7 protein-coding genes and 3 pseudogenes are annotated in these 13,109 nt (G+C 69.7%); 4 read left to right on the top strand and 6 right to left on the bottom strand.

The features are described 5' to 3' along the window. Positions 1-81 precede the first annotated feature (81 nt). From ACZ7OI_RS41380 to ACZ7OI_RS41370, 3 genes and pseudogenes are all read right to left on the bottom strand, one after another. Positions 82-1,176, bottom strand: a pseudogene (locus ACZ7OI_RS41380) (APC family permease); the annotation flags it as partial. Between the two features lie 199 nt (positions 1,177-1,375). Continuing rightward, positions 1,376-2,344 carry a cutinase family protein gene (locus ACZ7OI_RS41375; protein ID WP_470269589.1) on the bottom strand — a complete coding sequence of 323 codons (969 nt, stop codon included), beginning with the start codon at positions 2,342-2,344 and terminating at the stop codon, positions 1,376-1,378. A 162-nt stretch (positions 2,345-2,506) separates the two neighbouring features. Beyond that, positions 2,507-5,338 carry an AfsR/SARP family transcriptional regulator gene (locus tag ACZ7OI_RS41370; protein WP_470269588.1) on the bottom strand — a complete coding sequence of 944 codons (2,832 nt, stop codon included), beginning with the start codon at positions 5,336-5,338 and terminating at the stop codon, positions 2,507-2,509. Between the two features lie 1,017 nt (positions 5,339-6,355). On the opposite strand from ACZ7OI_RS41370, the pseudogene ACZ7OI_RS41365 reads away from it, so the two are divergent. Then, positions 6,356-6,793 (top strand): annotated as a pseudogene (locus ACZ7OI_RS41365) (AMP-binding protein); the annotation flags it as partial. Between the two features lie 94 nt (positions 6,794-6,887). On the opposite strand, the gene ACZ7OI_RS41360 reads toward ACZ7OI_RS41365, so the two are convergent. The 3 genes from ACZ7OI_RS41360 to ACZ7OI_RS41350 all read right to left on the bottom strand — a co-directional run bounded on the left by ACZ7OI_RS41360 (position 6,888) and on the right by ACZ7OI_RS41350 (position 10,363). Next, positions 6,888-7,163, bottom strand: a complete 276-nt coding sequence (locus ACZ7OI_RS41360; RefSeq protein WP_470269768.1) for a hypothetical protein — start codon at positions 7,161-7,163, stop codon at positions 6,888-6,890. Positions 7,164-7,703: 540 nt separating this feature from the next. After that, on the bottom strand, positions 7,704-9,146 hold the full coding sequence (locus ACZ7OI_RS41355) for an MFS transporter (RefSeq protein WP_470269587.1): 1,443 nt from the start codon (positions 9,144-9,146) through the stop codon (positions 7,704-7,706). Between the two features lie 11 nt (positions 9,147-9,157). Beyond that, positions 9,158-10,363, bottom strand: a complete 1,206-nt coding sequence (locus ACZ7OI_RS41350) for a M20 metallopeptidase family protein (protein ID WP_470269586.1) — start codon at positions 10,361-10,363, stop codon at positions 9,158-9,160. A gap of 98 nt (positions 10,364-10,461) precedes the next feature. Between ACZ7OI_RS41350 and ACZ7OI_RS41345 the strand changes: the two genes are divergently transcribed. The 3 genes and pseudogenes from ACZ7OI_RS41345 (at position 10,462) to ACZ7OI_RS41335 (ending at position 12,768) form a co-directional block, all read left to right on the top strand. Next, on the top strand, positions 10,462-11,502 hold the full coding sequence (locus tag ACZ7OI_RS41345) for an Lrp/AsnC family transcriptional regulator (RefSeq protein ID WP_470269585.1): 1,041 nt from the start codon (positions 10,462-10,464) through the stop codon (positions 11,500-11,502). Between the two features lie 581 nt (positions 11,503-12,083). Then, positions 12,084-12,272, top strand: coding sequence for a hypothetical protein (locus ACZ7OI_RS41340; RefSeq protein ID WP_470269584.1), 189 nt, complete (start codon positions 12,084-12,086; stop codon positions 12,270-12,272). After that, positions 12,259-12,768, top strand: a pseudogene (locus ACZ7OI_RS41335) (superoxide dismutase). The gene ACZ7OI_RS41340 and the pseudogene ACZ7OI_RS41335 overlap by 14 nt, the downstream one beginning before the upstream one ends. Positions 12,769-13,109 lie beyond the last annotated feature (341 nt).

The raw sequence follows: 13,109 nt of genomic DNA, 5'->3' as shown, positions 1-13,109 counted from the left end.
ACGGACGCGCGCTCTGAGCACCGGCGGGAAGACCGGCGCGAAATCAGCCGTCCTCGCGCGGTTTTTCCGCGGAGGGGGAGCGATCAGGGAATTGCGGCGTCCGTAGGCGAAATAGATCGCCAGTCCGACCGCGAGCCAGATCCCGAACCGCAACCACGTGTGCGGGTCGAGGAAGGTGACCAGCCACAGCGAGAAAACGATCCCGACGATCGGCACGAACGGCATCCCGGGACACTGGAAACCGCGGGGCAGGTCCGGGCGCCGGTAGCGCAGGACGATCACCGAAACGCGGACGACGACGAACGCGAGCAGGATGCCGATGTTGGTCAGCTCGGCCGCTTCGCCGATCGGCAGCAGGCCCGCGATGACCGCGGAAGCGGCGCCGAGCAGCCAGGTCATCCGGGTCGGGACCTGCTTGCTCCGGTGCGTCTTGCCGAACCACTTCGGCAAGAGCCCGTCCCGGCTCATGGAGTAGCCCACTCGCGAGGCACCCATCATGAAGGTGAACAACACCGTGAGGATGCCCAGGATCGCGCCGATCGCGATCACCGCGCCGAGGACGGGAAGCCCGACCGAGCCGAACGCGCTGGAGAAGGCGCTTTCGGAGTTGATGTCGGTGTACTTGACCATGCCGGTCAGCACCAGGCAGGCCAGGATGTACAGCACCATCGAGATCGCGAGAGACTACAGGATCGCCTTGGGCATGTGCTTTTGCGAGTCCTTCGACTCCTCCGCGGCCGTGCTCATCGCGTCGTAGCCGAACACCGCGAAGAACACGGTGGCCGCGCCCGCGAACGCGCCGGAGATCCCGAAGGGGAAGAACGGGTTGTAGTTCCCGGTCTTGATGTGGAACGCGCCGACCACGATGACGACGACGACCACGGCGACCTTGAGGTAGACCAGCGCGGTCTCGAACCGGGCCGCCTTCTGCGTGCCAAGGTTCAGGATCCAGGCGATGAGCAGGCAGAGGAGCACTGCGAACAGGTTGATCTTGTACGTTCCCGCGGCGACGCTGGCCGGTTCGGTTCCCGGCGCGCCCATCATCCACTGCGGCAGGCCGATGTGCAGAAAACCGATCAGATCGTTGAAGTAGCCCGAAATGCCGATCGCCACCACGGCGACGATGGCGGTGTACTCCAGCAGGAGATCCCAGCCGATCGCCCAGCCGACGATCTCGCTGCGGAGGTCGATCGGGTCGCGTGGCCGTTCAGTTACGGGCGGCGGGTCCTTTGGCCGTGGAACGGGCAGGTCGGCTCGAACCGGGTTGGGGCGGACGCGCCGGGTGGATGCGGCCGGTCGAGGGCGTGCGGACGCGCGCGGCACCCGGGGAGCAGGCCCTGGCCGCCGCGCGCGGGTCAGCTGTGCCGCTAGGGGGTCACCAGTACTTTCCGGCGGCTTCGAGCGCGGCGATCATCTCGTGGGTGGCCTGGTCGCCGGGAAGGCCGAAGGAGTTGAGCACGTTCGCCCAGTCGAGAGTGTCCCCGGACTGGCTGAGGCCGTTGATCACGCCCTGGTAGACCGGGTTGGGGTTCAGCACGTCGCGCGGCATGGGGGCGGGGAAAGCGGGGCCGCCCCAGGTGATCGGGGCGGACGGGGCGAGCATGAGGTCGCCGGAGTTTTCGAAGGCGGCCGGGTTGTGCCACGGGCTGCGGTCGGGGTTCTGGTCGCCGTAGGCGGTGTGCGCGGTGTTGAAGCGCTGCATTTCGCCGATGAAGCCCTGCGCGTTGGAGACCGGGTTGACCGCGTTGCAGATGATGTCGTCGTGCCGGCAGATGTTCGCGACCTTGATGTCGCCGAAGTTCCGCGGCCCGGTGGTGTGCATGCCGGGGCCGTCCGGGGCGACCGACATGATGCCGCCGGCCGGGCCCTCGACGCCGGTCGTGTGCACGGCGTGCCGCGGGTCCGCGATCAGCACGGCGTTGAGCAGATTGTGCGGTACGGCGTTCTTGCTCGCGAGGCTCGCGACGACGTTGCCGGAGATCAGCGCGCCGAACGAGTAGCCGACGAGCGTGATCGGGGCGCCGGGGCAGGACTGGTGGAAGTCGGTGACCTTCTTCTCCAGCGCGGGGCCCGCGTATTTCTGCGTGGTGTCGAGGTCGTGCGGTTCGACGACCGGGATGATGCCGTCGTCGTAAAGGAATTTCTCCAGGTGCGCCCCGGGCGGCGGGACAGTGCCGTTCCTGTCCCAGGTGCCGCCGGTGGTGCCGTTGGTGTGGCCGTCGGTGAGGAAGTACACGTGGCTGCAGTCGGCCGCCGACGCCGGTGCGCCCGCGCCGAGGACGGTCACGCCGGCCGCGGTCACCGCTCCGGCGAGGAGCAGGCAGGTTTTTTTGAGAAGTCGCAAGATCTGGTCCCTCCAGTGGTCCCGGGCGCGGCTGCCCGGGGCGTGCCAGCAGTTTCCGGGCGCGGTGATCGTCTGGTCAAGAGTGTGCGGAGGGGGAAAATCACTGGCGGCGGCCGATTTCATCCAGATTCCATCTCGCGAGACTGGGCCGGCGGGACGAGCTCACGGGCAGCGGGACAATCCGGCGAGTGCGCGCGTGCGGGCCACCGGGTTCGGCGCCCGGTCGGTCAATGCCAGCACCGCCGTGAACTGGTCCGCCGCCTGCTTTTCGCGCCGAGCGGCCAGGTAAGCCTCGCCAAGGTGGGTGCGAAGCATGATCATTGTCTCGAGCGCGTCCGTGTCCACCATCTCCAGCGCGGCGAGCTGGTGGCGGATCGCGGTGTCCGGGTCGCCCCGCAGCGACGACACCGCGCCCAATTCGGTCAGCGCCTGCGCGTGCACCCGGACGTTGCCGGTGCGGTGCGCGAGCTCGACGGTGTCGGTGAGGACCCGCGCCGCTTCGGCGAGCTCGCCCGAGTCGCGCAGCAGCTGGCCGAGCAGTCCGAGCATGGAGCAGAGCCGGCGGTTGTCGCCGATGTCCGCGGCCAGCTCCACGGCGGCGCGGGCCTGCTCCAGCGCCTGGTCGTAGCGGCCGTTGTGCTCATGGACCATCGCGAGGTTCGGCAGCAGGGTGAACTTCGGGATCGCGTATCCGAGCCGGTCGGCTTCGGCGAGTGCGCGTTCGAGGTATCCGGCGGCTTCGCGGTATCGGCCCAGTGCCCGCGCCGCGGCGCCGAGGCCGGCCAGCGCGCGGGTCGCGCCCTCGTCGTCGCCGCTGCGGGCGAATCCTTCCTCCGCACGGACGAAACAGTCCCACGCCTGCCGGTACGCGCCGCGCATGCCGTGCACGTGCGCCAGTTCCATCCACAATGGAGCGTCGTCGGAAGGCCGGGCGGCGAGGACGGATTCGTGGATCCGGCGGGCGTCGCTGAACCAGGCGTGCATGGTGAACGGCTCGGAGAGGATCGTCGCGATCCGGGCCGCCGCGGCGAGCCGGTCATTCGCCGCGGCGTACTCGACCAGTTCCACGAGCGCGACCCGGTTGCCGGTCAGCCACGCGTTCGCGTCGGCGACGTCTCCGTCGCCGGTCAGGCACCCGCGGACGTCGCGGGCGGCGGCTTCGTAGTGGGCGAGAACTCGGTCCAGCGCATGCGGATCCGGGATTTCGCGGGCAAGGCGCCGGGCGTAGTCGGCGGCCAGGTCGTGCAGGCGGTACCGGTCGAGCGAGACGAGGTCGAGCAGACTCGCGTCGACGATGTTCTCCAGCAGTTCTTCGGCCTCGGCCGGGGAGACGGCGGCGAGGGCGGCCACGCAATTCTTGTCCAGAGTCGTGCCGGGGATCTCGCCCAGCAACCGGAACACTCGTTGCTCTGCTTCCGGAAGTCGTTGATAAGAAAGGGAAAACGCGGCCTCGATGCTGCGCGGCCCGTCGGCCAGTTCGGTGAGCCGCCGCTCGGCCAGCCGGGCGGCGAGGTGTGCGAATGTCCATTGAGGACGGCTGCGCATCCGGGCCGCGACGATTCGCAGCGCGAGCGGCAGGCCGCCGCACAGCCGGGCGGCGGCGCGCACCTGCTCGGGTTCGGCGGCGGCGCGGGAGTCGTCGACCAACGCGGTCATCAGCTGCGCCGCGACCTCTTCGGACAAGGCGTCGAGGGTGAGCTGGCGGTCGGCGTCGAGACCGGCCAGCCGGCCGCGGCTGCTCACCAGGACCGCGTTGCCGCTCCCGCCGGGCAGCAGCAGCCGGACCTGATCGGCCGACGCGGCGTTGTCGAGGACGAGCAGAAACCGGGCGCCGGCGGTCCGCGCGCGCCATAGAGCGGCGCGTTCGTCGAGGTCGTCGGGCACTTCGCGGTCGGCGATGCCGACGGTCCGCAGGAGCCGGCCGAGCGCGTCCGGCGCGGTCAGCGGCGCGCGGCCCGCGGTGTAGCCGTGCAGGTCGAGGAAGAGCGCGCCGTCCGGGTACGCCGGGCGCAGCCGGTGCGCGATGTGCACGACGGCCGCCGTTTTTCCGACTCCGGCGATGCCGTCGACCGCGGCGAGCCGGGGTGTGTCGCCGGGGTGCCCGACCAGCGAGTCGGCGATCTCCTCGACCGCGGCCTCCCGCCCGGCGAGCAAGACGTCAGGCGGCAGTTCGTCGCGGCCCGCGCCGCGTGGGGTTTCGACGGCCGCGGCGTCGTCCCGCAGGATCGCTTCGTGCAGAGCGCGCAGCGTGTGACCCGGCTCGACGCCCAGTCCGGCGACCATCCGACGGCGCAGGCCGCGATAGTCGGCCAAGGCGTCGGACGCCCAGCCGCCGCGGTAGCGGGCCCGCATGAGGAGCGCGACGAGCGGCTCGTCGTGCGGATGCGCGGCGACCAGTTTGGTCAGCGCGTCGATGGCGGTCGTCAGCCGGTTCTGGCGGAGCCACAGCTCGGCCAGCTGCCGCCACGCGGCGAGACCGCGGCCGGCGAGCCGTTCGCGTTCCGCGGCGGCGTGGTCGCCCGGCAACCCGGCCAGGGGTTCACCGCCGAGCAGTCCGGTCGCCTGGGCGAGAGCGGCCTCCTCGTCGGTGACGCGGCGGGCGGCACGCGCTGTTTCGAGCAGCTCGTCGAGATGCGCGGCGTCGAGGTAGGCGTCCGCGGCGAACCGGTACCCGGCGGGGCCGCTGCTGATCACCTCGCCCGGCACGCCGGCCGCGCGGAAGGCGGCGCGCAGCCGGTAGAGGTACACCGAAACCAGGTTGGATTTGCTCGACGGCGGCCTGCCGCCCCAGACCATGCGCAGGAGGTCGTCCGCGGTGCGCGCGCGGCCGCGGACGAGCAGGAGGACGGCCAGCACCGCTTGCTGCCGAGCCGGGCCGAGCGCGATCGGCCGGTCGCGGTAGCGGGCGCGGACCGGCCCGAGCACGGTGAACCGCAACACCGGACCGGACTCGTCGCTGCCGATGACTGCCCCCACGTGCCGGATCACCCGCATGGGTGACGCTGCTGGTACGGGTGATCATTCTAAGTCACCACGGCAAGGAAATCAGGCCAGCTCCGCTTCGGGCATGCCGGGCGGGCTCGCGCAAAGACGACAGTGAGATTTCGGGGCATCGGGTTTCCCGCCTCCGCTGCTCGTCGGATCAGGACAGCGTGTGGGCAGGCCCCATCACGCGGCCCGCTTTGGCTGGCACACGTCCTCAGCCGGGTGAGGCCGGCGCGGGGGTGCTCGGTGCGTCCGTCGCGCGCGAGCGATCATCGGCCGGCTCGCTCGCGCGAAGCTCAGGGCTGTCAGCTCTCATCTCCGCGATGATCGCATCGAAAATGGGGGTGCCGGGCAGGTCGGCTGACTTCCGTGTCATGGCGCTCCGGTTGTTAAGCCGAAAGTTTCTCATTCGGCGAAGAGGTCGTAGCGGGACGTTCTCGTCGATGCACTCGAATGAGGTCGCCCGTGAGGGGGAGATCGGCACTGTGCGTTTGTCGCGGCGTAACGCCCCGTGGTCGCGGATCGCGGTCTCATTGTCCCGCGCGAAAGCCCAAAAGGGGAAAGGCCATGGGTTTCCTGCGCTCGACGGGTTTCCGCGAATTCTAACCGAGCGCGGCGCCCGCACCCGGCCGCGCGGTCTTTCGGAGGTTCAGATTCCGCTTCCAGGTTCGCGGTGTGGAAACGCCCTGGAAATGCTTTTCCGGGAACGACACCATTCCGGTCGTCGCGCGCCGAGGAGAGGCGAGGTCCGGGGGGTGCTGCAGGAGATCATCTTTTTCGCAACCGGGGTGATGCGTCATCTTGATTTCCGGCGACCGCTCCACTGTCGCCTTGGCGGGAGCTTCCGCTTGGGAGGCGGCCGAGTCCCACGATCGGCTCCTCGCCGAGCCGGGAGGCGCCGCGGTCGCCGACGTGAGAGAGCGCAGTCATGCGCTGATCACGTACCCGTCGGGGCCACCGGGCACCCGACGGGCGCGATGCTGACCCATCAGAACCTGCTTCCCCGAGCTTGACCTGCATCTCGGTGTGCCATCTGGAAACGGCCACGAGGTCAACCTCGTCGCCGCGCCGACGTTCCACATCGGCGGCACTATCGTCGTCCAGCGGTCGGGCGTGTTCGACTCCGGGCAGGTGCGGAGGTTTCTTGAACGGGAGCTGGTCAACAGTGTCTTCCTCGTGCCGGTCCAGTGGCAGGCGCTGTGCGACGAACCCTCAGCTGGCGTGCGCGATCTGTCTGCGCTGCGCTGGCTGAGCCGGGGCGCGGCTCCGGCGACGGATGCGTTGCTCCGGCGGATGGCCGCGACTTTCCCCGCCGCGCAGAACGTGTCGCTGTTCGGCTAGACCGAGATGTCGTCGGTGGCGTGCGCTCTCGACGGCAATGACGCGCTGCGCAAGCTGGGGTCGATCGGGAAGCCGGTGTCCTCGGTCGCGATCGGGATCGTCGACCCGGACATGAACGACGTCCCTGACGGAGCGGTCGGCGAGATCGGTTACCGCGGCGCCGGCCTGATGAGCGGCTACTGGAACAAGCCGGAGGCGGTGCTCGACCCGGGGGAGTTCACTTCCCGGCGGGAAAGGGAAGGCGCACGAGTGACGGCTGCCGCAATGCAGGACGAGGGATTCCACGTCCGGGTTCTCGCTGCGGCGGGCCGAGAACCTGACTGCCGCCGAGGCGGCTGGTCATGGCGAGCTGGGGTTCTCGGCTCAGACCCGCATCGCCGAGCGGCGCGCGGCCGGCCAGCGAATGACCAGCCTGTGTCGCGCGTCCACCGGCGCCCCGCAGGATCCAGAATTCGACGAATCCATGCGCCGCGACGTATTCGATGAGGACCACGAGTCCTTCCGCACGGCCCTTCGGCGTTCATCCAGTCGGGGTCGCGTCGTATCACGACAAGCGGTTCACCGCCCGGCATCGCGCCGCGCGAGCGGTACCGCAAGCTCGGAGAACTGTGCATCTTCGGCATCAGCGTGCGAGTGAGACCTCTCCGCGCACGCATGGGATCCCCGCACTCGACTCGGCACGTTGTACCGCATGGAGCGACGCCGGCGGCGGGCGGCGAAGAGGTGCCGCGGACATCGCGAGATTCGGCGGCACGGTCGTCCTGACCACCGGCGGAAGGTGCGGTCGGGTGCTGGCTTCGGCGACGATGCCATCTCCAGGGCGCGGGCCAGGCTCGTGGCTTCCCCGCATCGTCTCGGCGAGCGGGCTGGTGCCGTGCGGCTCCAGCCGTCGCGGTTGCACCGGTGCAGGCTGATTGTGTCAACGTCAAGCCAGTGCGGCGCCGGTGCGTTCATCGGCTGCGACGAACTCACCGGCTCCGGCGTCTGCGACCGCCGTCGGATGGTCGTCGGGCCGAGTTGACGGTGTGGGCTCCTACACCCGTGCCCGGCCGTCTCGGACGGCGTGCACGACGGCTGCGACTGCGGCGACCATGCCGAGCCCGGCCATCGTCGTCCAGACGAGCACGAACGCGTGCTCGGAGGGCACCCGTGCGAGGGTGTGGGCCGACAGGATGCCGCCTAGTACGGCGGCGCCGAGTGCCGAGCCGAGGACGGTGGACAGCTCGTAGATCCCCTGGCCCATCGACACCTCGCCGTCGCGCAGTTCGCCGACGACGACGGCGCGCGTCGACCCCTCGACGAAGCCGAGGCCAGCACCGGCGAGAGTGACGAGCGGAAGGTACTGACCGACCGAGCCGTGGAACAGGATCAGCCCGACTGCGCTCAAGCATGCGCATGCGGCCCCGAGCGCCATCACCCACGAGTACCCGATACGACGTCCGAGCGGCGCCGTCAGCGTCGCCATCGCCGCGGCGACCCCGAGGATCGGCAGGAACATCAGCGCGATGTGCGAGGCGTCCAAGCCCAGACCGTAGCCGAGCTTGCCGCGCGGCAGTGCCATGAACGTGGCGCTGGCGACCTGGCCGCCGACGATGCCGAAGTAGACGCCGACTCCGACCAGGTAGACGGGCACCAGCGTCGGCCGGAACAGGAACCGCAGGTCGGCCAGCGGCTGCGCGACGCGCAGTTCGACCACAACCCACACGGCGAGGACGGCGACCCCGCCGACCACGGCGGCGACGCTGCGGGCCGACGTCCAGCCCCAGGTCGGGCCCTCGTCGAGCCCGAGCAGCAGCGCGGCCAGCCCGACCCCGAGCAGCGCGATGCCCAGCCAGTCGATCCGTACGTCGAGGTTGCGCACGAACCCGGTCTCCCGCCCGGCCCACAAGGCAGCGAACCCGGCGATCAGGCCGGCCGCCGGCAGCCAGGTCACCAGCTGCGGCCCGTCCGAGAGCTTCACCAGGAGACTTGTGCTGACCGCGCCGACGGCCGTGCCGAAGAGCAGCACCGACGACAGGTACGCGACCGCCCGTCGGGTCGTGTCCGCGCTGTGGCGGGTGCGGACGATGCCGAACATGAGCGGCAGGAACGCCGGGAAAGTGCCCTGCAGGAAGCGCCCGGCGAGCAGAACCGGGAAGCTCGGCGCCGCGGCGATCAAGATCGTGCCGACGAGGACCACGCCGACCTCGACCTTGAGCACCTTCCGGTGGCCGTATACGTCGCCGAGCGCCGCGAACACCGGGGTGGCGATCGCACCGGCGAGCGTGAAGACGATCAGCGCCCACGACAGCGTCGCGATGTCGATGTGGTACTTGGCCGCGAAGGTTGGATAGAGCGGACTGAAGTACAGCTGCAGCACGCCGCTGAACAGCTCGACGAGCATCAGCGGGACGAGCAGCGTGCCCAGTCCGGCGATGCGCGCGGCGGCGTGCGGCTGTGCGGTGGGGACCGCGTCGCCGGGGGTGTTGGTGGTCATCACGGTCTCCTTCAGGCCGGGTCGACGTGGCCGGCCAGCCGACGGAGCGCGAGTTCGCTGTAGACGGCCGCGCCGTCCGCGAGCACGCCGTCGTCGAACTCGGCGAGCGGGGAGTGGTTGTACGGCGCCGTCGCCGGGTCGCGCTCGCCCGGGCATGCGCCGAGGAAGACGAACGACCCGGGAACCTCGTCGAGCACCCGGGAGAAGTCCTCCGAACCCATCGCCGGGTCCGGCCGCCACTTGAACCGCTCCTCGCCGTGCACCTCCGCGATGACGTTCGCGGCGAACTCGGCCTCGGCGACGTCGTTGACGGTCACCGGGTACTGCTCCTGGTACTCGACGTCGACCTCGAGGCCGTGCGCGGCCCCGACTCCCTGGCAGACACGGGCGAACCCGTCGCGCACCCGGGCCTGGTTCTCCTTGGAGAACGAGCGGACCGTGGCCGAGAACGCCGCCTCGGCGGGGATCACGTTGGTCGTCGTACCCGACGCGAACCGGCAGACCGACAGCACGACCGGGTCGAACGGGTCGAAGGTGCGCGTCACGAATGCCTGCAGCGCGGTCACCATCTCGCACGCGCCCGGGATCGGGTCGCGCGCCGTGTGGGGCGCCGAACCGTGGCCGCCCGCCCCGCGCACGGTGACGTGCACGGCGTCGCAAGCGGCCAGCGCCGGGCCCCGCCGGGTGGCGAACAGCCCGGCGGGGAGGCCGGCTGAGCTGACGTGCATCCCGTACGCCGCGACCGCGCGGGAGCCGGAGGCGTCCAGGACGCCCTCCTCGACCATCAGCCGCGCACCGTCGCAGCCTTCCTCGCCGGGCTGGAACATGAAGACGACGTCACCGGCGAGCCGGTCGCGCCGGCCGGCGAGCAGGTGCGCGGCGCCGACCAGCATCGAAGTGTGCAGGTCGTGCCCACACGCGTGCATCGTCCCGGTGGCGGCAGCGAAATCGACGCCGGTGCGCTCCGCCACCGGCAGCGCGTCCATGTCGGCGCGGAGCAGCACGGCCGGGCCAGGCCTGGCCCCGCGCAGGACACCGGTGATCGAGGTCAGGCCGGTGCCCAGCTTCAGCTCCAGCGGAAGACCGTCGAGCGCCGCGAGCACTCGCTCCTGGGTGCGAGGCAGGTTCAGGCCCACCTCCGGGTGTGCGTGCAGCTCGCGGCGGAGCCGCACGAGGTCTCCGCGGAGCTCGCGCGCGTCATCGAGTACGACAGACAAAGCAGCTTCTCCCTCTTCGGCCGCCTGACATCCAGCGGGTGGGGGAGTATGGGCATGTCATCTACTCGGGTACTCCGGAATCGCAGGATTCGTCCATCATGAAAGCCGCAAATCACGATTTTGCCGAGCTCGACGAAGTCGACCTCGCGCTGATCAACACCCTCCAGCTCGACGCCCGGGCGTCGTGGGCCACGGTCGGCCGGGCCCTCGGCCTTGACCCGGTGACCGTCGCCCGGCGATGGTCCCGCCTGACCGAGTCCGGCCTCGCCTGGGTCACCGTGCAACCGACCTTCGGCGGCTGCGCCGCGTTCATCGAGCTCGACTGCGCGTCGGAGCTGGTCCGTGAGACGGCCGCCCGCCTCGCGAGCTGGCCGCACGTGCTCACCGTGGAGTTCACCAGCGGCGGCCGCGACCTTCTGCTGACAGTCGACGTGGCGGACCTGACCGCGATGTCCCGCTACGTGCTCGGCCCGATCAGCGGCTTGGACGGTGTCCGCTCGACCCGCACCCATCTGGTCACCCGCGTGTATTCCTACGGCAGTGACTGGAAGCTGCGCGCGCTCGACCCGCAGCAGCGCGCCGGGATCGGCGAGGTGCCGCGGTCCCCCGGCGCCGCGGCACGACCGGTCACCGCGATGGAGCGCCACCTGCTACGGCTCTTGTCGGAGGACGGCCGTGCGCCGCTGACACGTCTGGCCGCCAGGCTCGGCTGCAGCGTCAACACGGTCCGCCGAAGGATCAAGGAGATGGTCGGGCATCGGCTGATCACCTTCCGGTGCGACGTCGCCCAGCCGTTGTCGGGCTGGCCTGTGTCGTTCTGGCTGTGGGCGAGCATCCCGCCGGCCAGCGCCGAGGACGCCGCCCGGCTGCTGGCGACCTTGCCCGAGACCCGGGCGTGCGTAGGCCTCACCGGCGGCACCAGCAACTTCTTGTACTGCGCGTGGTTGCGTTCTCTCGAGGATGCCCAGCGGCTGGAGGCGGTACTGGTCGAGCGGATGCCCGGCCTGGCGGTGACCGACCGCGCCGTGTCCCTTGGCTTCGCCAAGCGGATGGGGCGGCTGCTGGACGACTGGGGGCGCAGCACCGGCTGCGTGCCGATGGACTTCTGGGCCGACCCCGTCGAGGCCACCCGGCGCTGACGCGACGAACGCGCTGGCAAGGGCGCCGCCGACCGCTTCCGGCCACAATGGACAGTCGCGGCCGGGTCCGCGACGGACCGCGCGCCACCGCTGGCGAACTCGCCGCGCCCGAGCGGCCGCACGAAAACCGCACCGGCCGTCGTGATCCCGGCAAACACGCCCAGCGACGCGGCGACGGCCTGGGTGGTCGCCAGTCCTGCCGCAATGCCCATGACAGCTGTGCTGACAAGCCGATACGTCGTCGAGGTGAGAATCCTGGACGGCGTCGTGCGACGGTATCCGGGATCATCGCGTCGCAGTCGCGCGACGTTACCGAACCAAGGTTTGGCGGGGAAAACAAGATTTACGGTGCCGCGGAACAATGCCGCGGGAATGGATGACGCGCCTGGGTTCCCGGTGTCCGGCCGCGATGCCGGGAAACTATTCGCGAGCGCGAGGTCGCGTGCCGGTGCTGCCGTGCGACATGGGCGTTTCGGCTAACGTAGAAGTGTTCTGGTGTCGATTACCGCGCCGAGTTCGCGAGCGTCCGGCTGGTCTCCTGTAGCGGCCCGCCCGCGGATCGCGTGAAAGGGGACTGTGTTTTGTCTGTTTACGGCTTGCCTGAGCTGCCGTACGACTACGCGGCACTGGAGCCGCACATCTCAGCCAAAATCATGCAGCTGCATCACGACAAGCACCACGCGGCCCACGTGGCGGGGGCGAACGCGGCGCTGGACAAGCTTGACGAGGCCCGGGGCGCACGAGGACTTCGCCGCCGTGAACCTGCATGAGAAGAACCTGGCATTCAATCTGGGCGGGCACACGAACCACAGCGTGTTCTGGCAGAACCTTTCACCGGACGGAGGCGGTGAGCCCGAGGGCGAAGTGGCGGATGCCATCGCCGAGCAGTTCGGATCCTTCGCTGCCTTTCAAGGGCAGTTCGCCGCCGCCGCGACCGGTATCCAAGGCTCCGGCTGGGCGGTGCTGGGATAGGACTCGATCGGGCAGCGGATGTCGGTGTTCCAGCTGTTCGACCAGCAAAGCAACGTTCCGGTCGGGATCACGCCGCTGTTCATGCTCGACATGTGGGAGCACGCCTTCTACCTCGACTACCTCAACGTCAAGACAGACTACGTCAGCGCAGTCTGGAACATCGCCGACTGGCGCGATGTCGCGCGCCGTCTGGACCGTGCCCGCTCGGCTGCCTACGGGCTGATCGAATGCTTGGGCTGCATTTATCTGATGTGGCTGCGTGAAAAGTTTGTCAAGATCACCAAATCCTGTTGACGGTTTACCTGCGCCGATCGCCCGCTCGTGAAAGCTGGTCCACTGCCTAAGTGCGGGCCCGAAGCTTTCCGCTGCAGAAAGACCACCCGGTTTGCGTTCGGTGGTCGAAAAGGGTTCGGGTCCCGCTCGTTCCGGAGACGTTGACGGCGGCTCGATCGGTGGGGCAGACGGTGCATTTGTGTATCTGGCTCGGCTTTGGCGAGGCACGACCAATATCTGGTTCGACGGCTCTGAGGATCTGTCTGCGCAGTCGCGGGTCCCGAGGGCGTGGTCGTGACCGGTGCCGCCCCCGTCTCACCGCGGCACTGCTGACTGTTGAGGACGCGACTGCTCAGCCCCTC

Source organism: Amycolatopsis sp. NPDC114503, from assembly GCF_055633655.1.
Note: the sequence above shows the minus strand (reverse complement) of the source record. Positions and strands in the feature narration are given on the sequence as shown.

Bases quoted from the DNA above. Each gene is read 5' to 3' on its own strand.
- ACZ7OI_RS41370 (WP_470269588.1), bottom strand. From the start codon at position 5,338: ATGCGGGTGATCCGGCACGTGGGGGCAGTCATCGGCAGCGACGAGTCC.
- ACZ7OI_RS41355 (WP_470269587.1), bottom strand. From the start codon at position 9,146: ATGACCACCAACACCCCCGGCGACGCGGTCCCCACCGCACAGCCGCAC.
- ACZ7OI_RS41345 (WP_470269585.1), top strand. From the start codon at position 10,462: ATGAAAGCCGCAAATCACGATTTTGCCGAGCTCGACGAAGTCGACCTC.